The following is a 25,160-nucleotide window of genomic DNA, read 5'->3' on the forward strand; positions in this document are numbered from 1 at the left end:
TGAGGAGAAAACATGAAACGGATTAGCTCAAAGCTAACCACTGCAATAGCTGCAGGCCTAGCCGCATTAGTTATGCTATCTGGCTGCGGTGGAGCAAAAAATAAGTCAGCAAAAGCACATACTGCTGTAAAAGATACGATTACAGCTCAAGTTGCGTACGCAAGCCGCGATTTCGCACCATCTACAACCTCTGGCGCGTTGCCAATGGCAGCAAACTGGCATGTTACGGAGCCACTTTACGCTCTTGACTACAGCAACTTTAAAGTTTTCAACGCACTTGCAAAAGGAGAACCAAAGAAGATTTCCGACACCGAGTACGAAGTAACCATTCGCGATGCCGCTAAGTTCTCGGACGGAACAGAAGTAACCGCAAACGACGTAGTATCCTCATTCAAGCGCACAACCGCGCAAGGAAGCCTCTACATATCAATGCTCGACTTCATTGATTCCGTAGAAGCAAAAGACAATCGTCACGTAATCTTTAAGCTAAAGAAAGCCTTCCCACTGTTCAAGCAGCGTCTCGCTTTGATTCAAATTGTTCCAACCGCAAAGTCGGATGCAGACTTAAAGAATCAGCCAATCGGATCCGGCCCATGGAAGTACGTATCAATCACCGATAACCAAGTAAAGTTTGAGCGCAACGATTTGTACAACGGCAAGTACAAGGCACAAACCAAGAACATGGTTTGGAACATAACCGTTGACGATACCGCTCGCGTAACTGCTATGCAAGGCGGCAAAACAGACGTAATGGAAATGGTTCCAGCACAAGCCTTCAATACTTTGAAGTCCTCCGGTTCTGAACTTAAAACCGCTCAGGGCTTCACTCTCCCATTCGTTATGTTCAACACGAAGCAGAAGCCATTCGACGACAAGCGCGTGCGCCAAGCTGTACTCTACGCAATCGACGTAAACAAGCTCATAGCAAACCAAATGAGCGGTCAAGGCGATCCTGCAACAAGCTTCTTGCCGAAGAATTACGCAAACTACCATAAGGCAAAGAACGTATACACCAAGAACATCGACAAAGCAAAGAGCTTACTCAAGGAAGCCGGCGTAAAAGGACCTATCAAGTTCACCCTTTACACAACCGACCACACTTGGATCACCCAGCTCGCTCCGCAAATCAAGAACGATCTCGCTGAAATAGGTATGGACGTAGACATTCAGTCTATGAAGTCTTCCGCACTTTACCCATCAATCACCGATCGCGACGACGCAAACTACTCGATGGTTTTGGCACCAGGCGACCCATCCGTATTCGGAAACGACCCAGATTTGTTGATGAGCTGGTGGTACGGAGACAACGCTTGGACCCGTCAGCGCACATTCTGGAAGACTTCCGAAGGATACGCAAAACTTCACAATCTTATGGACAAGGCTTTGGCAGCTAGCACACCAGCCGAGCGCCAAAAGTATTGGAACCAGTGCTTCGACTTGATTAGCGACGAAGTTCCTCTGTACCCACTCTTCCACCGCAAGACTACGACTGCCGTAAAGAAAGGCTCTTTGGCAGAGTGGAATGCAATCGGCTCTACCGGCATCAACCTTGTAAAAGCAAAGCTTACAAAGTAGGTGCAGAACCAGAAGTATTAAATAAACGTCAATCCCCTAACCTCTAACCGCAAAACCGGCCCAACTGTTTACCTTTCTCGCTTCTGTGCAGACGGGCCGGTTTTGTTATAAAAATAACAATTTCTTCAATGGATGTGTGGATGTCTTATGAGTAATTTTCTTAGACTTTTAGGTAGGCGACTAATTGCCCTGCCGTTCATGGCATTCGGCGTTACGTTCCTCGTATTCTTCCTTATGTCATTTTCAAAATATGATCCAGCAGTTGCAGCTTTAGGCGAAAACTCGTCTCCGGCAGCGCTTGCAGCTTTCCGCCACGAAATGGGCTACGACCGCCCGTGGTGGGAACAGTTCGGATCCTACATTCTTGGTCTCTTCCAAGGAAACATGGGTGTTTACGGCGTAAACAAAGACTCCGTAGCAGAACGCGTTGCAGAAGCATTCCCAATCACTCTGCAGCTAACTTTCATCGGCTTATTAATTGCAATAATTTTTGCAGTAGTGTTTGGCGTTTTTGCAGCACTTTACCGCGATACTTGGGTTGACCAAACAGTTCGAATTCTTTCGATTATTGCAATTGCAACCCCATCCTTCTGGCTTGGTGTTCTTTTGATTTACGTTCTTCAAATTAAGCTAGCTTGGCTCCCAGGTTCCGGCGATTTTGTGCCGTTCTTTGAAGATCCAGAAGCTTATATTGCAAGAATGGCAATGCCTTGCTTCGCACTAGGACTTCCTGTAGCCGGCCAACTTACGCGAATCATACGAACCTCAATGGTAGAAGAATTGGATAAAGATTACGTACGAACCGCAATCGGCGCAGGAATTCCAAAAAGCTTAGTAGTTGCTAGAAACGTATTCCGCAACGCCTTAATCACCCCAATTACAACTTTGGGCATGAAGATTGGTTACCTTATGGGTGGCGCAATCGTTATTGAGGTTATTTTTGCTCTGCCAGGAATGGGCACGGCAATGTTCGATGGTATTAACGGCAACCAGCCAATGCTTGTGCAAGGCGTTGTACTTGTTGTTGCAATCGCATTCATCTTCATAAACATCATTGTTGATTTGCTCTACGTATTAATCAACCCAAGGATTAGGACGGTGTGACATGCTATTTGGAAAGAATCAGGTAGTAGATGCCGCATCAAAGCCAGGCATCAAGTTTAATAGATTTAACAAAATGAGCTTAGGCTCCAGAATTGCGTTCATTGTGATTGCGCTTCTAGCATTTTGCGCTATTTTCGCGCGATTTATAGCTCCGTGCGATCCAGTAAAGATTACGCAAAACTATCAAGCTCCAACAGGTGCGCATTGGTTTGGCACCGATAACCTTGGCCGTGACGTGTTCTCTAGGGTTATGTACGGCGCACGTTATTCGCTTGTAATTGGCTTGTCATCTGTGCTTTTCGCACTGGTTGTGGGAGCTATCATCGGCTCAATCGCAGCAGTAAGCCGCACCTGGATTGCTGAGCTTATAATGCGATTGATTGATATTGTAATGTCCATTCCAGGAATCGCATTAGCGGCCGTATGCCTTGCAATTCTTGGACAATCCATGATTGGCATCATCATTTCTATCGGCGTGCTTTACGTTCCACAAATCGCAAGAATTGTGCGAGCAAATATTATAAGCGAATATGGAAAAGACTACGTACGAGCAGTAATCGTTTCTGGCGCTCGAGCACCATGGATTTTACTCAAGCATGTAACCCGAAATATTGCAGCTCCAGTTATGGTGTTCACGACGCTTTGTGTTGCAGACGCAATCGTTTTCGAAGCCTCGCTTAGCTTCATTAACGCAGGTATTCCAGAGCCAACTCCAACTTGGGGCAACATTTTGTCTTCCGCAAAAGCGGGCGTTATCTTTGGATACTGGTGGCAGGCATTGTTCCCAGGCCTTGCGATTATGATTACCGTTCTGTGCTTGAACATTCTTTCTGAAGGAATTACTGACGCAATGGTTGCGGCACCAACCGCTCCAGTTTCTAAGACTGCAGCCGACGCTGATGCAGCTCGTAAGGAAGACAGGATTCTTACTGACCCAGTTGCAGCATACAAAGAGCAGCACGCAGCTTTGGTTGAATCTCTTGCGAAACTTCGCGAAGCTGAACTAAAGCGCACGGATCGCTTGCAACCAATGTCTACAGAAGCTCCAGCTATTGAGGTTAAGGACTTGTGCATTCAGTTCCCTCGTTACGGAAACGTAAACGTTGTAGACCACTTGAGCTTCGCGGTTCGCCCAGGCGAAACAATGGGCTTGGTTGGAGAATCCGGATGCGGAAAGTCGATTACTTCGCTCGCAATTATGGGATTGCTTGATCCAAAAGCAAAAATTAGCGGACAAATCCTATTTAATGGCAAGGATCTTGTAAAACTTAGCCCAAAGGAGCATAACGCTCTTCGCGGTCACGAAATTGCAATGGTTTATCAAGACGCATTGTCTTCCTTAAACCCATCCATGCTGATTAAAACTCAAATGAAGCAGCTGACATCTCGCGGAGGAACTCGTAGCGCCGAAGAACTGTTGGAGCTTGTGGGCTTGGATCCAAAGCGCACGCTTGAATCATATCCACACGAGCTTTCTGGCGGCCAACGTCAGCGCGTGTTAATCGCAATGGCACTTACGCGCGATCCAAAACTTATAATCGCAGATGAGCCAACAACCGCTTTGGACGTTACTGTTCAAAAGCAGGTAATTGACCTTCTTAATGAGCTTCGCGAAAAGCTTGGATTTGCAATGGTATTCGTAAGTCACGATTTGGCTCTTGTTGCTAAGGTTGCGCACTCCATTACCGTAATGTACGCAGGACAGGTTGTTGAGCAGGGTGCAACTAAAGAAATACTTACAGATCCTCACCACGAGTACACGCGCGGTTTGCTCGGTTCTGTAACTTCTATCGAAGCTGGAGCTCCAAGATTGCACCAGGTTCCAGGAACAGTTCCAAGCCCATCCGACTTCCCTAAGGGAGACCGATTCGCTCCGCGCTCCTCGCATCCAGATCAAGGACTTGATGTGCGCCCAATAATGAAGCGCATTCCAGGAACATGGCACTTCTACGCCGCACCTCCAGAGTCTGAAACTGATGCACCTTCCGCAATTTTGACCGCATCTGATCAAGGAGATGTGCGATGAACATGAATACTAGCGAAACAAATAAAGCACAGAACGAAAATGGCAATGTTCCAATTATTGAGCTTGTAGACGCAGAAGTGGTGTTTACTACTCGAGCTGGATCTGGCTTGTTCCATAAGAACCAGATTACTGCAGTAAACAAAGTAAACCTTAAGCTGATGCCTGGCAAAACAATTGGTATTGTTGGTGAATCCGGATGCGGAAAGTCAACAACCGCAAATATTATGTGCGGCCTTCAGCAGGTTACTAGCGGAAAGGTTCTGTTTAAAGGGCAAGACGTTACGCATCGCACTGCAAAAGAGCGTATGGATATTGGTCGCGTTGTTTCTGTTGTGTTCCAGGATCCTGCAACAGCTTTGAATGCAAGAATGAGCGTTGTTGATCAGCTGATTGATCCTCTTGTTGTGCACAAAATTGGCAACAAGGAAGCGCGCGACGCAAGGGCGAAGGAGCTAATACGAATGGTTGGTTTGCCTTCTTCTGTTCTTGGCGCTTTGCCAGGCCAGCTTTCTGGCGGTCAACGTCAGCGCGTTGCAATCGCTCGAGCACTTTCCCTTAATCCGGATGCAATCATCGCAGATGAGCCAACTTCCGCTTTGGATGTTTCGGTTCGTGCGCAGATTTTGAATCTTCTTTCCGATTTAAAGAAGAAGCTGAATCTTTCGATGGTATTTATTAGCCACGATATTCAAACAATCCGCTACATATCCGACGAAGTCGTTGTTATGAATCACGGAACGATTGTTGAGCGAGGCGAAACGCATCAGGTTATTAACAATCCTCAAAATGATTACACGAAGATTCTGATGGGAGCGGCACCGTCGCTGTTGCACCCAACGGAAGAAGAGTGCAAGTAAGGTGCGTTAAATAAATCCACACAAAATCTTGGGCGGTTCACTATCCCTCACAACAAAATTCAAGCGAGCCGCCCATCTCACTCAACTAAATTACGAAAACAGAAATTTTAAATTCGAAATTTAATATCGAAACTTTAAGCACGAAAGAAGTGTAATTATGACTGAAAAATTCCACGGCGTTATTCCTCCAGTTGTTACGCCATTAACTGCAAACGGCGAAGTAGACGTTGTTAGCTTTGAGCGCTCACTTAATCGCATGATTGATGCTGGAGTAGACGGCCTGTTTACACTTGGCTCTTCTGGCGAAGTGGCATTTAGCACAGATAAGCGCCGCCGTGAAATCATTGAAAACGTAATGCGCATTGTAGACGGCCGTGTGCCAGTTTTGGTTGGCTGCATTGACACGGAAACAAACCGCGTAATTGAGCACGCAAAGGAAGCCAAGGAGCTTGGGGCTTCTGCAATCGTTGCAACAGCGCCATTCTACGCACTCGGCGGCATGGCAGAAGTTGAGCGCCACTTCCGTCTTATTCACGAAGCTGTTCCAGATTTGCCATTATTTGCTTACGACATTCCAGTTTGCGTGCACACGAAACTTCCTGGCAATTTGCTTGTAAAGCTTGGAAAAGATGGCGTGCTTGCTGGCGTTAAGGATTCTTCCAACGACGACGTGTCGTTTAGGTTCCTTGTAGACGACAACAACAAGGCTGGCCACCCATTGACTTTGCTTACGGGCCAAGAGGTTGTTGTTGATGGAGCATACATGGCTGGCGCAGACGGATCTGTTCCAGGCCTTGCAAACGTTGAAGCAACTGGTTACGTGCGAATGTGGAAGGCTGCTCAGGCTGGCGATTGGGCAACGGTTAAGAAGGAGCAGGATTGGCTTGCTGCTTTGATGCGAATTGTTACCGTACCTAGCGGCGTGGCAGGCTTCGGCGCTGGCGTTGGAGCATTTAAGACCGCAATGGCATTGCTTGGCGTGTTTGACACAAATCAGATGCCAGATCCAGTTTGCCCACTTAAGGGAGAAAATGTTGAAGCCGTGGCTGGCGTTCTTAAGGAAGTTGGCTTGACTTTGGCAAAGAATCCGCAAGAAGTGAGCGATTCCACTAAGTAGCGGCTTAAGTGCGTATCTTAAGTAAAAATCATAAATAATCATAAATAATCTAATAAAGCCTTTTATTTATGGTGCATAGTAAGTAAATAGTGTTGCGGTGTGCGTTAATTCGCATGCCGCAATGCTAATAATTGCTTAAAGCTTTAAAGGAGAAGCAAAGATGGCAGAAGTTATTATTGTAAAAGATCAGGATGAAGCTGGCGAGCTCTACGCAAAAGCAGTTGTAGATTTGATTAGTCGCAAGCCAGACGCAGTACTTGGCCTGGCTACAGGGTCTAGCCCATTAAAAGCCTACGAGCATCTTGCAAAGCTTGTTAAAGAAAATAATGTTGACGTTAGTCGCGTGCGCGGATTTGCGCTTGACGAGTACATTGGATTGCCATTAGAGCACGAGCAGTCCTACCACAGCACAATCCGCAGAACCGTAACCGACTTAATCGACCTAAACCCAGATTTAGTGCACGTTCCAGGAGATGTTCTTAACGGAGCGCCATTAAGCGAAGGCAGCAAGATTGCGCACGCTGGAGCTGACTACGACGCTGCTATTGCTGCTGCTGGTGGAATCGACGTGCAAATCTTGGGAATTGGCTCCGACGGCCACGTTGGATTCAACGAGCCGGGATCTTCGCTTGCGTCTGGAACGCGCGTAAAAACCTTAACTGAGCAGACTCGTGTAGATAACCGCCGATTCTTCGACGGAGATATTAACCAGGTTCCAACTCACTGCATAACCCAAGGAATTGGAACGATTTTGCGCGCTAAGCATCTTGTTCTTCTTGCGTTCGGCTCAAATAAGGCAGATGCTGTAGCTGCAACGCTAGAAGGCGGAGTAAGCTCGCTATGCCCAGCTTCCGCGCTTCAAATGCATCCACACGCAACCGTGATTATAGACGAAGCGGCAGCAAGCAAGCTTAAGTTGGCAGACTACTATCGTTGGGTGTACACAAATAAGCCATCTTGGCAGGGAATCTGATAGATCCGATACCTCTGATAGATAAGTCTAAAATTAAGTAACGTATTCAAAAGCACAAACGCAGGTGGGTTAAATGTCAAAAAATGCATACTTAGATGCCGTAAATAAGATTGATGATTCACTAAAATCAAACGAGGGGCGCAGTTTTGTAGTGCGAAACGTTAGCGTTGTAGACGCGCGCGGAATTGTTCCTAACGCTTGGATTTTGGTTAAAGATGGCGTGATTTTAGAAACGGGCATTTTAGACGAAGACCTTGCGCTGGCGATTAATGCTTGCGGCTTGCGCGCATCTGACTTAAATGTTGTAGACGGCGGTGGCTATTTTGCTGCGCCAGGCTATATTGATTTGCACGCTCATGGAGCCTGGGAGCATTCGTTTGACGACGGTGCCGAAGGGATTGCCATTGCGCGCGCGTATCACATGCTTCACGGAACAACTAGGCAAGTTCTTAGCTTGATTACAAATCCTCTTGACGTAATGCAAGAGAATTTGCGCACTGTTAAGCGCGTTATGCAAACGCGACCAGATGTGCTTGGATCTCACTTAGAGGGGCCGTTCTTGGCGCTTTCTAGAAAAGGCGCGCACGACCCTAATTGCCTAGTGGACCCTACTCCCGAGCGTGTTGAGGCGCTGCTTGAGGCGGCGGATGGCACTTTGCGCCAGATTACTATTGCTCCTGAGCGTGAACATGGCATGGAGGCTATTAAACGTTTTGTTGACGCTGGCGTAATCCCAGCCGTTGGCCATTGCGATGCGGATTATCAAACTGCTCGCACAGCTTTTAACGCAGGTTCCACGCTTATGACACACATGTTTAACGCTATGAACGGCATTCATCACCGTAAGCCAGGTCCAATTCCTGCAGCCTTGGAGGATTCGCGCGTCACGATTGAGCTTATTAACGACGGCTTCCACGTTGAAAATCCCGTTTTGCAAATGGCGTTTAATGCCGCTCCTAATCGTATTGCGTTTGTAACAGACGCTATGGCCGCCACCGGTTGCGCGGATGGCTCTTATAAGCTTGGAGCACTTGACGTTCAGGTTACAGACGGTCATGCAAGGCTTGTTTCCAATGGCGCTATAGCGGGGTCTACTTTAACGTTGGACGTTGCGATTAAGCGCGCTGTTAAAGAGCTTGGCATTGGCTTGCCGGCGGCAATTGCGGCTGCAACTCTCGTTCCAGCCCGCGCTCTTGGGGTAGATAAGCAGAATGGTATAACTAACGCGCCTTTGGGCTTGGTTGAAAAGGGTTACGCAGCCGACTTACTTTTGCTTAATTCTGGGACTTTGGCCGTCGAGCACGTTTGGCTAGAAGGCCATAAAATTTCGTAACGGAAATCGTGTCGTTGCGATTAATCGTGATGCTGTAGTATTCAGGCATCACCATTGAAGATGGAAGAACCGCTCTCTAAACTAGAGCGGTTCTTCCATTTTATAGAATGTATGTGCTTCAGCGCTTTTGCAGTCTATTAAGCAAAATCGACTGAATTGGCTCGTAATGGCTATTTACAGCCTGCCTATATCCGTCTACGTCTCCCGCAATAGCAGTTTTAAGCATAAGTTCATGCGCTCTAGCGGTTTTTTCAAGCTCGTCCGAAACTTCCAGCCCCAATTGTGGCAAAACAGCCATATGCACAAGCCACAAGCATCGCACAAATTGCTCTGCAATCGTATTGTTTACCGCGCGCAAAATGCCCGTGTGGAAAGCAATGTCTTGTTCCAAGAACGTTTTTCCAGCATGCGCCTCTTTTGTCATTGTTTCCGAAAGCGCTTCCAGCTCTGGATGCTGCGTTCCCTTAAGCGACTCAACAACTTTATCCGCGCATCCAAGGTCTAGGAATTTGCGCATTTCTACAACGTTACTCAAGTCTTCAAAATTCTTATTAATGGAGATTAAGGAGCGAAAAGCGAGTGTTTCCACCATCGGGTCCAAAGATAGCGAGCCAACAAACATGCCTTTCCCTTGCTTAACTTCCACAATGTTAAGTGCTTCCAGCTTGCGAATCGCCTCGCGCACCGATGACCTTGATGCGCCAATCAAATTGCATAGCATTGGCTCAGTTGGCAGCATGTCTTTTGGTTGCAAGCGTTCTCTTAAAATAAGCGATCTGATTGCATCCATCGTTTCGTCGCAACGTTTTCTTGCAACAATCGGAGCGGAGTTAGAGCTTGCTTGCAATAACGATAAGCGGTCTAGTGTTGTCATCTCATCGTCTTCGCAGCTGCTAAATGTCTCTTCCATTTTGGCTCCTTTCAGTTCGCATGAGTCTTCTCTCTTTTATTTCTTCCATTTTTTCGTTTTTGTGTACTTTGTTTTTGAAACCTGTTTGCAAACTATCTTGCCGACAAAGCGAGGAATCTATTGCTGTTATATAAATTCCAGTAGTCTCTTTTTCCCACAGTAGTTGCAAATTGTGTTTATTGCTAGAGGTAAGGCATTGATAAACGTGGTGGAATGGGTTTACGCACACATTTTTTTGCCACGTTTTGCCGCCGTCGAAGCTAAATCGCACAACTCCGCGGCCGCGGTACGGCATCATTTGGCTTGCGTTTGCAAATGCTATGCAGTCTGCGTTTTGCGCGTTTTCGTCGCTGAAGCAGGTTGCGCTCGGCTGGCTGAATATCTCGGGCAAGCTTTGGTCAAAAATCAGCTCGCTCCACGTTTCGCCGCAATCGTGACTAATGGCCTTGCCTACGCAGCCCGAGCGATTTTGATTGCGGAAGAACGCCAGAATATCGCCATTTTTGCGCTCTACAAACACGGTTTCGGAGCTTGTTGCATCGTCGTCTTGCATTGTTGCGGGATCTACGATTTTGCCGCCCATTAATCGCCCTTCGTTAATCATTTTGCCTCGGCGCCACGTTTCGCCGTCGTCGTCCGAAATAAGCGCTCCCGAAGAATAGTGCGATTTGCTTTGGCCGCTGCAATAAAATGGCACGAGTATTCTGCCGTAATGTTTTTCGCTATGCCTAATAATAATTCCGTTCCCTGGGCATACTCCAGCGAAGCTCATCCACGGTTCTTTAACCATGTGGTCAATTAAGCGTGGTGCGCTCCACGTTTCGCCGTCGTCGTCCGAGTAGATTTGCGCTATGTAGCAAGTTTTTTCGGCGAATAATGGCTGACTTTCGCTTGCAATTTCTGGCGATTTCCATATGTCCCACGTGGAACTGTCGCAAGTTTGATTATTGTGCAATCCGCTGCTCAGGTCTCCGCTCAAATCGCCATTTTTTATGCTTCCATCTGGGTAAATTAGCCAGTTTGTTGCGCATTCTTTTTCGCTAGAATTGCATGGCAATTTTACGGCTGCGCTTGCGTCCATTGCCGCCGCGTAGTGGCCACCTAAGCGGTCTATAAGCTTGATTCTTCCGCATGCGTCTACGCCTACAGCTGTTTTGCAATTTGTTAGCCCAATTCCGCCAGGATTAATGTCAATTAATACGTTGATTCTTTCGCTTTTGCCTTCTGGGTCTAAAACAGGGCAGGAGTCGATTGCGCTGGCGCCCAGTTTTCCAAGGTTTTTGCCAGGCATGTTGATTACAGTTTGCAAAGGCCCCCACGTTTTGCCGCCGTCCGCAGACCTGCGAATCACAAAGTTTATGTGATTTGGAGCGTCGTTCGAAACGCTTGTTCGCTGGTCTGCTCCCGCGATTAGCGTTCCCATGCGCGTTTTTACAAGCGACGGTATTCTGTAGCTGCGAGAGCCTGCGTAGCCTGTGTCGAATAATGCAGTTGTTACAAGCGGTTTTACTCTTGATATTCTTTGGATTTGGCCTTCGCTTAGCGCACTAAAGTAGATTCCGCCCGTTCTAGCTTCGCCCATTAATCGCACTCCGCGCAGGTTTTCGCCAATGCTTACGGCGTTTAATCCCGTTATGTTTGCAAACCAGAATTGTCCTATGTTGTGCGACTGGCTGTATCCGTCTACGTAAATGTCGATTGCTCCGCGATTTGCGCGAATAATCAAGTCGTGCCATTCGCCGTCGTCAACGCTTGCGGCTGCTTCGATTACGCTTTTTACGCACGTTTCGCTGTCGATTAGCGTGATTTTTATGCCTTCTGGCCCTGCATACACGCTTATTTTTTCGCTAGATTCTAGATTAGTTTTCGTTCCAACAGTTCCGGCTGCAAAAAGCACTCCGTGTTGGCCTGGCCCGCGCAGCCTAAATTGAATGTGCAGCGTTCCGCTGGACTTGCAAGATACGCGTTTTATGTCTCTTGCGCAAATCGTAGGTCCTGCAAACCATATGTCTGGCTGTGCTTGAGTGGCCGAATTTGCGATTTCTTCTGGATTTGGCAAGTGGTTTGAGTAGTAAAAGTCGTAGATTTGCGAAGATTCTGCCTGTACTGCACACACTTCGGCCGCTTTTTCGCTCACTCTTTGCGGTCCAAGATTCGTTGCGCTCGCAAAGCACTGGTATCCGTCTAAATAAAATCGGCTCCCAAAACTTCCGTACGTTATTGCAAAATCGTGTTCGCGCCCATCGCATGCGCCTAGCGCATCTTCCATGTGCAGTGCAATTTCTTTTGCACCGTTTGCGTCGGCGTTATCTTCTAAAAGATTTTGCGCACTAAGCAGGGGAGCATCTTCTTTAATACTTATTTTTATTATTGGAGTTGCGTGCTCTTGATGCGTGGAAGCTTGCGATTTTTGCGCGGGCTTAATATTTAATAAATCGCAATCCGCATTTGCTACAAATTTGAACCTTATTATTCCTTCGTTTTGATTCCCGCGATTCCCGCTATTTTCGCTAGCTGACGTAATTTTTATTGTGGCATGATTGAATCGCGTGTGTGCCGAACCCCCGATATTGGCAATTTCTTCACCCAGGTTCGTCGTCTTCGTTGAACGACGTTCCATTTTAGTCCTCCCTGACCGTAAAAATTAAAACACCAATGTTTTAGCACATCTGACGTCTTACGACGTTCACTATTCAGTCTATCACACATTTTTAAGCAAATGCACAATTGTTACACATGATGTTGCAGCCGTTGCCACAAAATAAAAAAGAACGTTGAAAAATCAACGTTCTTAAAGAGTGCGAACGGCGGGACTTGAACCCGCACGAGCATACGCTCACTGCCACCTGAAGACAGCGCGTCTACCATTCCGCCACGTTCGCATACAAAGTGCAAGGCTATCATATTTGATATAAATTCGCAATGTTTAGCCTAGCATTTTGTGGTAAAAACTACTCTCACCCTTTTGAACCGTTTTCGTAATAATGAGCAAGAGTCTCATCACGGAACTCTTCAAAATAGCCACCGTCGATAGAAGCTCGAATATCGTCAAGTAATTTCACGAAGAAACGCTCGTTATGAATTGTTGCAAGCGTAAATCCGTTCATTTCACTAGCGCGCAGCAAATGATCCACATACATTCTGGAATAATGCGTGCAAGTGTAGCAATCGCAGCCTTCTTCAAGCGGACGCTGATCATGCTTAAACTCAGCGCGTTTAACGTTATAACGCCCATGGCGAGTAAAAATTGCTCCGTTTCTTCCACATCGAGCCGGAGCAACACAGTCGAAAGTATCTCCTCCGTTTTCAACGCAAGCAAAAATATCATCCACGGCTGCAATACCAAGCACGTGACGTGGGCGATTTTCCGGCATAGCATCACAAATCCAAGCGCAAGTATCACCAATAATTCGCTTTTCAATAGCGCCACCAATGCCAACGCCATCAAAATCTAAAGAAGCAATCTGCTCGGCCGCATGCCTACGCAGATCCTCATAATTCGCGCCCTGCACAACGCCATATAACGCTTGATACGGCTTACCGACTCGCTCCTCGGTTAAACGCTTATGCTCTGCAACACAACGCTTTGCCCAGCGGAAAGTGCGCTCTACTGACTCCTCCTGGTAGCGACGCGTATTCATCAAAGTTGTAAGCTCATCGAAAGCAAACATGATATCCGCGCCAAGCTTGTGCTGTATTCCCATAGAGATTTCTGCACTAAAACGGTGCTTGGCTCCGTTAAGAGGAGACTTAAAAGTTACGCCGTCCTCGTCAACAAAAGCCATACGCTCCTTACCGGCTGCAATAACATCGTCTGACTTCATGCCAGTAACGTCCATTGCAAGCGTCTTCTTAAAACCAGCGCCTAAAGAAAGAACCTGAAAACCGCCAGAATCCGTAAAGGTTGGCTTATCCCAGTTCATAAACTTTCCTAAACCGCCAGCCTCATCAAGAACATCCGCACCCGGACGTTCGTACAAGTGAAAAGCGTTTGAAAGCATGCATTGCGCACCTAAATCTTTAATACTTTCCGGCAATACTGCCTTCATTGCAGCTTGAGTTGCAACAGGGACAAAGGCTGGGGTGTGAATATCTCCGTGAGGCGTGTGAATTACGCCGGTGCGCCCGTAGCGAGCGCCGTCACGACCTTTGCCTTCAGCAGTATTGGAAAGTCGCGTTTTGTTGGTAAACGAAAATTCTTTGCGGTCACCAGGCTTCCCAGGCTCAGCTCCGCGTGGATGTTCAAGAAGACTTGTCATAACCTTTACTTTATTAGAAGGCATGACGATAGCATTAAATAAATTTAGTAGTGCATAAATAAGAAGATGGTTTATGATGGTGTATCAAGAGTATTTTTTTAAGGAGGATGAATGGCTGACGATTTGTATGGTACCAATCAGCAGGAATCCAATAACAATGTAAATACTGAGTCTATTGCGCAGCAGCAAGGCCCACAAATCCCGCAAAATCAGCAGGATCAGCAAGGCACGCAAGCTCAGCAGGATCCGCAAAACCCACAGCCGCAACAAAACTCACAGCTGCAACAAAACTCACAGCCGAAGGCTGCTAAAAATGTTCAAGCTTATAGTCCTGCACCAGAGTTCGGCGCATACGGACCTGTGAATAATAGTGGAACAGCAAGTCAGCCTAACGTGAGTCAGCCTAGCGCAAACCAGCCTAACGCTAATACGGCGCCTGCCTCATATGTTGGGCCGCAAAATCCTTATGCACCTTCAGCAAATACTTCTAATGCGTTCGGAAATCCATACGAATCTAACGAAAATATTAACCACACAAATGGCGATTATGCTAATCAAAACGCGCAACAAAATCTTCCTCCAGTGTTTAATAGCACAAATGAAGTAAATGACAGCAAAACAAGCGCAGTAAATAAGGGAGAAAAGTTTGCCAATCTTCAGGCAAATAACAATACTCCGCCTGTTATGATTGCTATTTTATCGGCAGTAATTTCAGCAATAGTTTGTGTTGTTGTAATGACTTTCGTAGTTTCGCAAGGACTTATTGCAATACCGCAAGGAAGCTCCTTAGAAAGCGTCGGTTCAAAAGCATCTGGTCCTGGAACCGCAATAGTTAAAGGCGCACAATCTCCTGATTGGCGTGGAGTAGCTCGTCAAGTTTCTGGCTCTGTAATTTCTATTCAAACGCGCTTAGCCAAGGGAATGGGCAAAGGTTCAGGCGTAATAATTGATTCTAAAGGATACGCAGTTACTAATAATCACGTAATTGCAGACGCAAAACAAATTCAAGTTACTCTTTCTAATGGCCAAATATATTCTGCAACTTTAGTTGGAGCAGATAAAACAACAGATTTGGCTGTTCTTAAGATTGATAATCCGCCAAAAAATTTGAAAACTGCACAATTTGCAAATTCAGATTTGCTGGCGGTTGGTGAAGCAGTTATGGCTATTGGCAACCCGCTAGGTTACGACGATACTGCTACAACAGGTATTGTTTCAGCATTAAATCGTCCTGTATCTGTTATGGACGATCAAAGCCGTTCAGAAATCGTAACTAATGCTGTGCAAATTGATGCCGCTATTAATCCAGGAAATTCTGGCGGCCCAACTTTTAATGCAGCAGGCCAAATTATTGGCATAAACTCTTCTATTGCAGCCACCTCTACTCAAGGCGGAACAGCAGGCTCGATTGGTATTGGTTTTGCAATACCGGCAAACTTGGTGAAGCGAGTAGTTTCAGAAATTATTAAAAATGGTTCTGTTAAGCACGTTGCTTTGGGAATTATGATTAAAAGTGTTGCCGTGGAATCAAATGGTATTACTCGCGGCGGCGCTCAAATTGTTTCTGTAAATCAAGGAACTCCGGCAGCTAAAGCAGGCCTTAAAGCTGGAGACACCATTGTGGCGTTTGACGATAAACCTGTTGCTAATAATTACGCTCTACTTGGGTACGTTCGCGCAACAGCGTTTAACAATAAAGCTACACTTACTGTAGTTCGCGGAGGAAATACTCTTAAATTGACTGTTACGTTCGACCAAGAAGAAGCTGCTGTTAGCGGAATTAATCGTAAAGAAAAGACGCTGAAGAAAGATAAAAAGAACTCTCGAAATCGTGGTAAAAAGTCCAATGACGATGACGACGACGATTTACAGCAGCGTGACGATAGTGATGGAGATGACGGCGGTATCTTTGATCCGTTCGGATTCTGGTAAATTAAATAACGCCTGCAAGTATTTAAGGCCATAATAAATACGCCCCAACAGTAAGATGCATCTTGAGATTGTCCTGCAATTGGGGCGTATTTGTTTATTTCTTCACGCTACTTTTGCGCTCGTATACAGTTACTGTTCCTTCGGAAATATTCGATTTGAAAGAGGATTTAGTTTTAGCAATAACATGCGCCGTGTAATGCTCAATATTGTAGTTCAACGCAACAAAGTAGTACCACGGTTCGCTTGATTCAGTTACAAAAAATTGAGGTTCTTTTTTAGCTTTGCAAGATGATATTTCATCCCACGCTTGAGACTCAGAAGGACGTTCGTTAGTAATAAACGAACTGTTTTTATAACTGCAATCAATAAGATTCTTCGCAAAATAAGGGTTTGCTGTAATAAGCTGCCAAGAATACTGGTGTACATCCTCGAATTCTGGAGAAATAACTTTACCAGATTTGTCAGTTTTTTCATCTTGATGCAGCCAAGAAGTTACGAAACGCTTATTTTCTGCGTGATTTCGCTGAATAAATTGAGCAAGTGCACGAGAACCTGAGTAGTCGAATCGAATATCATTAACACAAGCAAATATGTTCCAAATCAAACTTGGCGCTAGCAAAATAACAATAATAGAGTACGTTAATACGCGCTTATCACGTAATTTATTGCTGATATTGTTTAGCTTATTATCTAACTTATTGTTCAACTTATTTGCAAACGTAATATCAAAATTAAGTGGCTTCTTAGCAATACACATCCACAGTTGCGCAATAAAGAATACGAATACGATTCCTGCGTGATGCAAAGTGAAATATTGCGTTGCAACTGCTGCAAAAGTCAAGTAAGGAAGTATCAAAGAAACAAGCATTCCCCTTCGATAAGCGATTTTTACAGAGAAAGCCCATATTAAAATCGAAATAAGAACGCAAATAATAGTTGGTACAATTCCTAAAGACATTCTTCTTAAAGAAACGTCTCCGACGAATGCTGTAAACATGCTTTCTGACGGAACTACGAAAATAAAATACAAAAACTGAACAAGATGAGAATTTCCGCTAAAAGTTGCGCGAGAACCAAATGCGTTAACGGCTGGCAAAATGCAGGCAACGCTTGCAAAACCAACAAAAGCAAGCAAAATCCATCCAAGCAAACGATTTATGTTAGACAATATTTCGCAAAAAGCATTCTTAATTCCAGCTATCTGCACGCTTCGCACAACCCAAGCCAAGGCAAAACCTGCAGCTATAGCAATTCCATAAGCGCTGATTGCACACATTAATACAAGACTTAGCACAAGTTTCCAAGTATTAGATGACTTAGAATCCGCATATTTCCAGTAATACGCAACCATTAGCAAAGAAACGCATAACAATGCGTAAGGTCGCGCAGTAACGCCGTATTGGAAGCAAATAAAATAAGTAAATGGCAGAAGAGCAATAGTAAGGCGATTGAAAGGAGCGCGGAAAATCAGCCATCCTCCTAGAAGAGCAGTACACAAAAGCTGCACGCCTTTAAGACCGATTTCGTACGGAACACCTGTTTTTGCAGGGATTGAAAGAAGAAGTGTCCAAAGTGGCGGATGCCCCTCGTAATGAGGACGAAGAGTTAACAAATCAGCAAATGAAGAATCACGCGCAATAAGCCAACTCTGCGCCTCATCAAACCACGGCTCGTGAAAACACATAACAATAACAACAATCACAAGGTATGCTAAGAGCGTAAGCGCGCGAAAGTGCCTAGCGAGCCATGTGGTTTTAGACGATTGATTTGAAGTCTTATTATTGTTCATAACTTCCTTCATTTTGCAAACAAAATCACGCCCGCATTTTGGCGAGCGTGACTTAACAGAATAATTTATAAATATTGCTGAATCTAAATAGAATCTATTTTGCTGAATCTAATTTTAATTTTGTTTTGCAGCAGCCAAACGACGAGCGTTAGCCACAGCGTACAAGCTGATTCCAGCCGCAACCGAAGCGTTAAGCGACTCAACTGCGTTAGAAATTGGGATTCCAGCAATAGCATCACAAACTTCACGAGTTAGCCTGCTCATGCCCTTACCTTCAGAGCCGAGCACAACAACTAACGGATCGGTTTCAAAGCCAGTTTCACCAACAAGCTTATCGCCGCCGCCATCAAGACCAATTGCGTACCACCCGCGTTCGCGCAAACCTTGAATAGCTTTATTTAAATTCACAACTCTAGCAACTGGCAAATGAGCTGCAGCACCGGCAGAAACTTTCCAAGCAGCAGCAGTTACGGAAGCACTTCTACGCTCAGGCAAAATCACGCCGTTAGCTCCGAATGCTGCAGCAGAACGAATAACAGCACCCAAATTTTGAGGATCCGTCACACCATCTAAAGCAATAAACAATGGTCGAGCATTAATTCGAGCAGCAGCAGAATCAGCAGCTTCCATTGCACGAGACTTCTTTTCCGCACGCTCAACCAACTCTTGCAAAGAGTGATACTGGTAAGGCTGAACTTTCAAAATAATGCCCTGATGATTCGTGCTATGCGCAATGCGATCCATTTCAAGGCGATCTGCTTCAAGCAAACGCAAACCCTGCATGCCTGCTAATTTCACGATTTCGCGCGTGCGATCGTCATGCTCAATGCGATTAGCCACATACAATTGCGTGCTTGGAACTCCAACTCTTAAAGCCTCTAAAGCAGCATTGCGACCAATTACCAACTCATCTGAATCGCTACCAAGCTTATCTACTCGGCGGCGCGCAGCCAAACGCGGATCTGCAAAAGTACGCTTAATAGCAGCTTTCTTAGCAAAATAAGCTTTGTGATACACGCGATCTTCAGCCTTTGGAGTAGGGCCTTTTCCGCGCAAAGCATTGCGATGTTTTCCACCCGACCCCTTGGTCGGTCCTTTTTTCGTAGTCATACTCCTATTCTCACATGCCCCCAAGGCATTGATATTAATAACTTTCTGAAGCCAGCAAAGTCTGCTGATTCTAAGCTCGGCGCGTTGTATGGCATAATAGAACGGTACTTAATTGTTGCAAACTATTGCAATATTCCACAACCGCGCAATAGTTACAATACGAAGCGCTAAAAATAGCGTTAGCATTGCGATTATTGACTACTCCGCGGCACTCCCAAGGGGGAAGATATGGTTGATCACGCTCTTGATCAATCCAATAAAACAGCTGACGCTTCAGCTAATAGCAAAGATCCATCATTGTGTGATGTTCAACAAGTAGCTAAATCGCTTAACGTAGATATTTCATGCGGTTTAAGCTCTGAGGAAGCTGCAAAAAGACTTGCTCAATTCGGTCCAAATGCGCTTGCTGCAGCTCCTAAAATTCCAGCATGGAAACGATTCCTTGAGCAATTCAAAGATCCACTCGTTTACTTGCTTATTGCAGCAACTATTATTTCTGCAATTGCATGGTTTGTTGAGCGCGCACAACATAAAGGGAACAGCGGTGGAGAAATTCTACCGTTTGATTCAATCGTAATTATCATTATTTTGATTGCAAACGCAGTGCTTGGCTACATTCAAGAGTCGCGAGCAGAAGAAGCAGTCGAAGCTTTAGCTAGGATGAGCGCTCCGCAAACTTCAGTTTTGCGAGATGGGCGCGTAATACGAATTGATACTAATGAAGTTGTGCCAGGCGATATTTTAGTGCTTGGAGAAGGCGATGCCGTGTCTGCAGATGGTCGACTTATAGCAGCAGCTTCATTACGCGTAGCTGAGGCAAGTCTTACAGGCGAATCCGTGGCAGTAAGCAAACGTCCAAATACGCTTTCGTCTGCAAAAGCTTTAGGCGATCGTACAAATATGGTTTTCAACGGAACCGCTGTTACACAAGGAACCGGTCGCGCTGTAGTCACCTCTACAGGCATGCACACGCAAGTTGGCAAAATTGCGGATATGCTTTCAAAATCAGACGACGAAGCAACACCTCTTGAGAAAGAAATGGTACGCGTTTCTAAAGTTCTTGGAATTGCTGTATGCATTATTGCGGCAGTTGTTCTTGCCTCAATGTGGCTGCTAGAAGGCTTCCATAGTATTCAGGATATTATTGATTCGCTTCTTCTTTCTGTTTCTCTTGCTGTTGCTGCAGTCCCAGAAGGCTTAGCTGCTATTTTGACTGTTGTACTCGCTCTTGGCGTGCAGCGAATGGTTAAGCATCATGCGGTTGTAAAAAAGCTTTCATCCGTGGAAACGCTCGGTTCTGCTTCTGTTATTTGCTCCGATAAAACAGGCACATTAACTCGCAATGAAATGACCGTTGAACGCATAATTACTCCTAGCGGCGAAGTTCAGCTTACAGGCAGCGGCTATAAGCCGGAAGGTCGAATGGTGCTGCTTGATTCTGCAGATGCAGATCTCGCTGTCCCTCAAAATCTTGCTACAGAAGTATTGGGAGCTTTGGGCTCCGGCTATTTGGCTAACGATGGTGATCTTCATTACGACGAATCTACTAAAAGTTGGCAGCCAGTTGGAGACCCTACAGAAGTTTCTATTGTTGCTGCAGCACGTAAAACAAAAGCAGATAAGCGCTACTCTCACTTAACTCGCGTTGCTGAGGTTCCGTTTACTTCTGAGCGAAAACGTATGTCTGTTGTTGTTAAAGATGGTTCAGATTCTGGAAATCTTATTGTTTGCGCTAAAGGCGCTCCAGATGTGCTTCTTTCTTATTGCACACGAATTGCAGTTGCTGGTGCTGTACGTCCGCTTACTGACGGCGATCGTGAAGATATTTTAGCTACTGTTGAGCGTCTTTCGGGGGAAGCTTACCGAACTCTTGGCATGGCGTACCGTCCGCTTGGTGTTGATAGTTTGGCGAAAGTTGACGGCATGACTTCTAATGCTGCCGGCCAGATTGCTGACGTTGCTGAGCAAAGTGACGTTTTGGAATCTGATTTAATTTGGAACGGCATGGTTGGAATTATTGATCCTCCGCGAATTGAAGTTCGAGATAGCGTTGCTCAAGCTCATCGTGCTGGGATTCGCACTGTTATGATTACTGGCGACCATCCTCTTACTGCTACGCGTATTGCTATAGATCTTGGCATTGTTGACAAAGATGAGCGCGCACTCACTGGAGACGATCTTGACGAGCTTCTTTCTCTAGACGACGACAATATTGCTTTTGATGAAGCAATAAGTAAAACTAGCGTGTACGCGCGAGTAGCTCCTGAGCACAAACTTGCTATTGTTTCTTCATTGCAACGTCAAGGAAATATTGTTGCTATGACAGGCGACGGCGTAAACGACGCTCCAGCCGTAAAATCTGCCGATATTGGCGTCGCAATGGGCATTACTGGTACAGAAGTAACTAAAGAGTCCGCCAAGATGATTTTGGCTGACGATAATTTCTCTACAATTGTTGCAGCAGTGCGCGAAGGCCGTGGAATTTTCGACAATATTCGTAAATTCTTGCGATACTTGCTCAGTTCTAACGTTGGTGAAGTTTGCACCGTTTTCGGTGGCGTAGTTTTTGCTGGAGCTCTTGGAATTACGCAACCTCACTCTGTTGGCGTTACTTTGCCTTTGCTCGCAACTCAGCTTTTGTGGATTAATTTGCTTACGGACGCGGCTCCTGCTCTCGCTATGGGAGTTGATCCTCAAACTGACGACGTAATGGATAGGAAGCCTCGAAAGCTCACCGATAGCGTTATTGACCGACGAATGTGGGGAGATATTGTATTTATCGGCATAATTATGGCTGCTATTACGTTAATTGGAATGGATATGCATTTGGCAGGAGGCTTATTTACTGACCGTTCTGTTGGCATTATGAGCCACGCTGCACAAATGACTCACGCTCGCACAATGGGATTCACAATTCTTGTGTTTGCGCAAATGCTTAACGCGCTAGCTTCTCGTTCCGATTCGCAAAGCGTATTTGTAGGTTTGTTTGCGAACCGTTGGCTTTGGGGCGCTATTGCAGTTTCTGTGCTTCTGCAGCTGGCTGTAATTTACATACCGTTCTTAAATGAGCCATTTGGCACTGTTCCTTTGAGCGTAACTGAATGGTTTGAGTGCCTTGGTCTTTCAATGGTCGTGTTAATTGCTTCCGAGCTTAGAAAGTGCGTGTTACGTTTCCTTGCTAAGCGTAAAGCTGCAAACGCCTTAACTATTGCAGCTTAATAAATAAATTATTAAGCTGCCTTGCAAATACGCGGTACAGTACGTAGTTTTCTTACATCAGCTACGTTTCTGTGCCGCGTTTTGTGTTTTTATTTTCTATAAAATTTTTTGCAGTCAACCACAGACCGCGGCACGCGCTACAATTATCAGTATTGTAATTTTCGCGCAAAATAGCAGTAAATATTTCGTGCGAACAATGAAGTTGCTGATGTATAGGCTTTATTGCAAGGAGATTTGACGTCATGCTGTTGTCTGATCACGACATTCTCAAAGCTCATGATGAGGGTCATATTGATTTGACCCCATGGACCCCGGAAATGGTACAGCCTGCGTCGATTGACGTGCGCCTCGACCGTTTTTTCCGCTTATTTAACAACCATGCTTACACGTATGTTGATCCTGCAGAAAATCAGGGTGAGCTTACAGAACAGTTCGAAGTAGATCCTAATGAGCCTTGGATTTTGCATCCTGGTGAGTTTGCTCTAGGAGCTACTTGGGAATATGTAAAGCTTGACGCAACTATTGCTGCGCGTTTGGAAGGCAAGAGCTCGCTTGGTCGCCTTGGTATTTTGACGCATTCCACGGCTGGCTTTATTGATCCAGGTTTTGAAGGGCATATTACTTTGGAACTTTCAAACGTTAGCACTCTGCCGGTTAAGCTTTGGCCGGGTATGAAGATTGGCCAGATGTGCTTCTTCCAGTTAAGCTCACCATGCGAAAATCCGTATGGTTCAGCTGTTAACGGCTCGCACTATCAGGGTCAGCGCGGTCCAACTCCGTCGCGTTCGTATGAGCATTTCTACCGTGCTGATTTAAGCTAGCAATGCTTTTATGGCATGGTTTTTTGCAAAAATCGTAAAAATTCAGAAGAAAAGTATAATATTCACAGAGAATTTTCAGGTTGTATTACTGTACTGCCCAGAATAGTGTGGTTTTATAATAGTGTCGAACAAAACGACAGGTGCAAGGCACCTAGAATTTATTCTTTTCTTCTCTCCTTTATTTCCCCGACGCAAAAGCGTCGGGGTTAAATTTTTTTCGCACGAAACGCCGAATTAACACTAAAAGGTTGACATTGTCACAGCTACGGCTAAACTTGTGCAACAAGATTGGAGGTTGATGATGAGCATGAATACTCGTTTCTGGCGCAGCTGGCGTAGTTAAAAGCGAGTTCACATATCGGTGTGGGCTTGCTGATTTTAAACAATCAACGGGGCTATGCCGGATTCATCATCAACATTATTTGAGCTGAATGGCATATAAGCTGCCATCCAGCTTTTTTGTTATCTGAGCACATGCCCTTCAAAATTTACAAAATAATCAACACAAAAAATAACAAATAACAAACCTAATGCCGATTTTCTCGGCACGCACAAGAAGGGCAAAATTATGGTAAACGCAGTTGAACAAAACATGTATTACGGCGAATTTGGCGGACAGTACGTCCCAGATATGATTCGTCCAGCACTCGACGCAGTAGCAGCAGCTTACTTACAGTACAAAGACGATCCAGAGTTCCGCAATGAATTAGCTGGATTATTAAAGGATTACGACGGACGCGAAACACCTTTATACTATGCTGAATCTTTCACAAAATATTTAGGAGGCGCAAAAGTTTATTTAAAGCGCGAAGATTTAAACCATCTCGGCGCTCACAAAATGAATAATGTTCTCGGACAAATTTTACTCGCTCAACGCATGGGTAAAAAGCGCATTATCGCTGAAACCGGAGCCGGTCAACATGGTGTTGCCACTGCTGCTGCAGCAGCACGATTCGGCATGGAATGTGAAATTTTTATGGGTGCACTTGATTGCGAACGCCAAAAACTTAACGTTTTTAGAATGACTTTGCTTGGAGCAAAAGTTCATGCTGTTCAAGAAGGCACAAAAACTTTAAAAGATGCTGTAACTGCAGCATTTATGGATTATGCGCAGCACTTGGATGATACCTTCTATATCGTTGGTTCCGCAGTGGGACCTTACCCTTATCCACAAATGGTTCGCGATTTTCAAAGCGTTATTAGCAAAGAGTCAAGAAGGCAGATCCTAGAAAAGGAAGGCAGATTGCCGAATGCTGTAATTGCTTGCATTGGTGGTGGTTCTAATGCAATTGGTTCTTTTGCAGCATATATTGATGATTCTTCTGTACGATTGATTGGTGCTGAAGGCGCAGGCAAAGGCGCTAATACTCCTCAAAATGCTGCAACTATGACGAATGGAAAAATTGGTATTACAGATGGCATGAAAACTTATGTTCTTATGGATGATGACGGTAACGAGCTTCCAGCCTACTCTATTTCTGCAGGATTGGATTACCCTGGAGTCGGTCCAGAACACTCATATTTAAAGGATTCTGGTCGCGCAGAATACTACGCAATCACTGATGATGAAGCAGTTCAAGCTTTTCGCGCACTTTCTAAAGTTGAAGGAATAATCCCAGCTTTGGAAAGCTCACATGCAATAGCACAAGCTATGAAGATGGTTCCAAAGATGAGTAAAGATGACATTGTTTTAGTAACAGTTTCCGGCCGTGGAGATAAGGATGTGAATCAAGTAGCACGCTATCTTGGAATCGAATTATAAATAATTAATTTAGCAACAAATAAAACACAGCAAATAAAACAAGGCGAATAATTCTCAAAATAAAGTGAGAATAAAAAGTAAGAGAAGAAGAACATGGCACTTCTGTAGCTAACTTAGCATACAGAAGTGCCTATTTTTAAGCAGAATATCCCACTTATTTTTTATGCAAATCAAAGCATGCTGAACTAATTATTTTGCACAATCCTTCCATAATCGTGTCAACCGAAGAAGCCAATCTCCAATTCAAATACAACGATCTATAAGGTTTAGGATTCTTAAACTCACGCAAGATCAAACCAGCTGGCTGCACAATCGGAGGTACAGTTACAAAACGTGACATATCTTCCTGAATAGGTTTAGCGTAATAAACCAC

General features: G+C 45.2%; 18 protein-coding genes and 1 tRNA gene. 11 read left to right on the plus strand and 8 right to left on the minus strand.

What is annotated here, in order from left to right:
• The first annotated feature begins 12 nt into the window (after positions 1-12).
• The 7 genes from HXT35_RS03250 (at position 13) to nagA (ending at position 8,985) form a co-directional block, all read left to right on the plus strand.
• On the plus strand, positions 13-1,575 hold the full coding sequence (locus HXT35_RS03250; RefSeq protein ID WP_004136687.1) for an ABC transporter substrate-binding protein: 1,563 nt from the start codon (positions 13-15) through the stop codon (positions 1,573-1,575).
• A gap of 198 nt (positions 1,576-1,773) precedes the next feature.
• The gene (locus HXT35_RS03255) at positions 1,774-2,679 is read left to right on the plus strand and encodes an ABC transporter permease (protein ID WP_047923676.1); all 906 of its coding nucleotides are present in this window, start codon (positions 1,774-1,776) and stop codon (positions 2,677-2,679) included.
• 1 nt (position 2,680) lies between these two features.
• Entirely contained in the window at positions 2,681-4,705 is a 2,025-nt protein-coding gene (locus HXT35_RS03260; protein WP_421787817.1) for a dipeptide/oligopeptide/nickel ABC transporter permease/ATP-binding protein, read from the plus strand.
• Positions 4,702-5,562, plus strand: a complete 861-nt coding sequence (locus HXT35_RS03265) for an ABC transporter ATP-binding protein (RefSeq protein WP_004136685.1) — start codon at positions 4,702-4,704, stop codon at positions 5,560-5,562. The genes HXT35_RS03260 and HXT35_RS03265 overlap by 4 nt, the downstream gene beginning before the upstream one ends.
• A 157-nt stretch (positions 5,563-5,719) precedes the next feature.
• Entirely contained in the window at positions 5,720-6,679 is a 960-nt protein-coding gene (locus HXT35_RS03270) for a dihydrodipicolinate synthase family protein (protein ID WP_119520974.1), read from the plus strand.
• A gap of 160 nt (positions 6,680-6,839) precedes the next feature.
• Positions 6,840-7,652 carry a glucosamine-6-phosphate deaminase gene (gene nagB, locus HXT35_RS03275; protein WP_047923673.1) on the plus strand — a complete coding sequence of 271 codons (813 nt, stop codon included), beginning with the start codon at positions 6,840-6,842 and terminating at the stop codon, positions 7,650-7,652.
• A gap of 73 nt (positions 7,653-7,725) precedes the next feature.
• Complete coding sequence (gene nagA, locus HXT35_RS03280; protein WP_047923672.1) at positions 7,726-8,985, plus strand: N-acetylglucosamine-6-phosphate deacetylase; 1,260 nt, start codon at positions 7,726-7,728, stop codon at positions 8,983-8,985.
• A 118-nt stretch (positions 8,986-9,103) separates the two neighbouring features.
• On the opposite strand, the gene HXT35_RS03285 is transcribed toward nagA, so the two are convergent.
• The 4 genes from HXT35_RS03285 to tgt form a co-directional block, all read right to left on the minus strand.
• Complete coding sequence (locus HXT35_RS03285; RefSeq protein ID WP_102695138.1) at positions 9,104-9,895, minus strand: FadR/GntR family transcriptional regulator; 792 nt, start codon at positions 9,893-9,895, stop codon at positions 9,104-9,106.
• Positions 9,879-12,515: an exo-alpha-sialidase gene (locus tag HXT35_RS03290; RefSeq protein WP_421787820.1), complete on the minus strand. Its 2,637-nt coding sequence runs from the start codon at positions 12,513-12,515 to the stop codon at positions 9,879-9,881. The genes HXT35_RS03285 and HXT35_RS03290 overlap by 17 nt, the downstream gene beginning before the upstream one ends.
• 179 nt (positions 12,516-12,694) lie before the next feature.
• Positions 12,695-12,777, minus strand: a tRNA-Leu gene (locus tag HXT35_RS03295).
• A 75-nt stretch (positions 12,778-12,852) separates the two neighbouring features.
• Positions 12,853-14,178 carry a tRNA guanosine(34) transglycosylase Tgt gene (tgt, locus tag HXT35_RS03300; protein WP_421777566.1) on the minus strand — a complete coding sequence of 442 codons (1,326 nt, stop codon included), beginning with the start codon at positions 14,176-14,178 and terminating at the stop codon, positions 12,853-12,855.
• A gap of 87 nt (positions 14,179-14,265) precedes the next feature.
• Between tgt and HXT35_RS03305 the strand changes: the two genes are divergently transcribed.
• Positions 14,266-16,086, plus strand: a complete 1,821-nt coding sequence (locus tag HXT35_RS03305) for a S1C family serine protease (protein WP_421787822.1) — start codon at positions 14,266-14,268, stop codon at positions 16,084-16,086.
• A 94-nt stretch (positions 16,087-16,180) separates the two neighbouring features.
• On the opposite strand, the gene HXT35_RS03310 is transcribed toward HXT35_RS03305, so the two are convergent.
• Both HXT35_RS03310 and rlmB read right to left on the minus strand, forming a co-directional pair.
• Positions 16,181-17,875 carry an ABC transporter ATP-binding protein gene (locus tag HXT35_RS03310; protein WP_421787824.1) on the minus strand — a complete coding sequence of 565 codons (1,695 nt, stop codon included), beginning with the start codon at positions 17,873-17,875 and terminating at the stop codon, positions 16,181-16,183.
• Between the two features lie 114 nt (positions 17,876-17,989).
• Entirely contained in the window at positions 17,990-18,985 is a 996-nt protein-coding gene (rlmB, locus tag HXT35_RS03315; RefSeq protein WP_421777569.1) for a 23S rRNA (guanosine(2251)-2'-O)-methyltransferase RlmB, read from the minus strand.
• 228 nt (positions 18,986-19,213) lie between these two features.
• On the opposite strand from rlmB, the gene HXT35_RS03320 reads away from it, so the two are divergent.
• On the plus strand, positions 19,214-22,204 hold the full coding sequence (locus HXT35_RS03320) for a cation-translocating P-type ATPase (RefSeq protein ID WP_421787826.1): 2,991 nt from the start codon (positions 19,214-19,216) through the stop codon (positions 22,202-22,204).
• A gap of 61 nt (positions 22,205-22,265) precedes the next feature.
• Here the strand turns inward: HXT35_RS03320 and HXT35_RS03325 are convergent, their stop codons facing one another.
• Complete coding sequence (locus tag HXT35_RS03325) at positions 22,266-22,448, minus strand: zf-TFIIB domain-containing protein (protein WP_004126678.1); 183 nt, start codon at positions 22,446-22,448, stop codon at positions 22,266-22,268.
• On the opposite strand from HXT35_RS03325, the gene dcd reads away from it, so the two are divergent.
• Together dcd and trpB are read left to right on the plus strand one after the other, a co-directional pair.
• Entirely contained in the window at positions 22,447-23,025 is a 579-nt protein-coding gene (gene dcd, locus HXT35_RS03330) for a dCTP deaminase (RefSeq protein ID WP_004126675.1), read from the plus strand. The two genes, HXT35_RS03325 and dcd, sit on opposite strands and share 2 nt — an antisense overlap.
• 568 nt (positions 23,026-23,593) lie before the next feature.
• Positions 23,594-24,787, plus strand: coding sequence for a tryptophan synthase subunit beta (gene trpB / locus HXT35_RS03335; RefSeq protein WP_421777571.1), 1,194 nt, complete (start codon positions 23,594-23,596; stop codon positions 24,785-24,787).
• 154 nt (positions 24,788-24,941) lie between these two features.
• On the opposite strand, the gene HXT35_RS03340 is transcribed toward trpB, so the two are convergent.
• Positions 24,942-25,160 carry a hypothetical protein gene (locus tag HXT35_RS03340; protein WP_421788396.1) on the minus strand — a complete coding sequence of 73 codons (219 nt, stop codon included), beginning with the start codon at positions 25,158-25,160 and terminating at the stop codon, positions 24,942-24,944.

Origin of the sequence: Gardnerella sp. DNF01141 (assembly GCF_049244255.1) — a bacterium.
GTDB lineage: Bacteria > Actinomycetota > Actinomycetes > Actinomycetales > Bifidobacteriaceae > Bifidobacterium > Bifidobacterium vaginale_E.

What these genes read in the sequence shown, in the direction of transcription:
- HXT35_RS03250 (WP_004136687.1), top strand. Translation starts at nt 13, where the DNA reads ATGAAACGGATTAGCTCAAAGCTAACCACTGCAATAGCTGCAGGCCTA.
- HXT35_RS03255 (WP_047923676.1), top strand. Translation starts at nt 1,774, where the DNA reads ATGGCATTCGGCGTTACGTTCCTCGTATTCTTCCTTATGTCATTTTCA.
- HXT35_RS03260 (WP_421787817.1), top strand. Translation starts at nt 2,681, where the DNA reads ATGCTATTTGGAAAGAATCAGGTAGTAGATGCCGCATCAAAGCCAGGC.
- HXT35_RS03265 (WP_004136685.1), top strand. Translation starts at nt 4,702, where the DNA reads ATGAACATGAATACTAGCGAAACAAATAAAGCACAGAACGAAAATGGC.
- HXT35_RS03270 (WP_119520974.1), top strand. Translation starts at nt 5,720, where the DNA reads ATGACTGAAAAATTCCACGGCGTTATTCCTCCAGTTGTTACGCCATTA.
- nagB (WP_047923673.1), top strand. Translation starts at nt 6,840, where the DNA reads ATGGCAGAAGTTATTATTGTAAAAGATCAGGATGAAGCTGGCGAGCTC.
- nagA (WP_047923672.1), top strand. Translation starts at nt 7,726, where the DNA reads ATGTCAAAAAATGCATACTTAGATGCCGTAAATAAGATTGATGATTCA.
- HXT35_RS03285 (WP_102695138.1), bottom strand. Translation starts at nt 9,895, where the DNA reads ATGGAAGAGACATTTAGCAGCTGCGAAGACGATGAGATGACAACACTA.
- HXT35_RS03290 (WP_421787820.1), bottom strand. Translation starts at nt 12,515, where the DNA reads ATGGAACGTCGTTCAACGAAGACGACGAACCTGGGTGAAGAAATTGCC.
- tgt (WP_421777566.1), bottom strand. Translation starts at nt 14,178, where the DNA reads ATGCCTTCTAATAAAGTAAAGGTTATGACAAGTCTTCTTGAACATCCA.
- HXT35_RS03305 (WP_421787822.1), top strand. Translation starts at nt 14,266, where the DNA reads ATGGCTGACGATTTGTATGGTACCAATCAGCAGGAATCCAATAACAAT.
- HXT35_RS03310 (WP_421787824.1), bottom strand. Translation starts at nt 17,875, where the DNA reads ATGAACAATAATAAGACTTCAAATCAATCGTCTAAAACCACATGGCTC.
- rlmB (WP_421777569.1), bottom strand. Translation starts at nt 18,985, where the DNA reads ATGACTACGAAAAAAGGACCGACCAAGGGGTCGGGTGGAAAACATCGC.
- HXT35_RS03320 (WP_421787826.1), top strand. Translation starts at nt 19,214, where the DNA reads ATGGTTGATCACGCTCTTGATCAATCCAATAAAACAGCTGACGCTTCA.
- dcd (WP_004126675.1), top strand. Translation starts at nt 22,447, where the DNA reads ATGCTGTTGTCTGATCACGACATTCTCAAAGCTCATGATGAGGGTCAT.
- HXT35_RS03325 (WP_004126678.1), bottom strand. Translation starts at nt 22,448, where the DNA reads ATGACGTCAAATCTCCTTGCAATAAAGCCTATACATCAGCAACTTCAT.
- trpB (WP_421777571.1), top strand. Translation starts at nt 23,594, where the DNA reads ATGGTAAACGCAGTTGAACAAAACATGTATTACGGCGAATTTGGCGGA.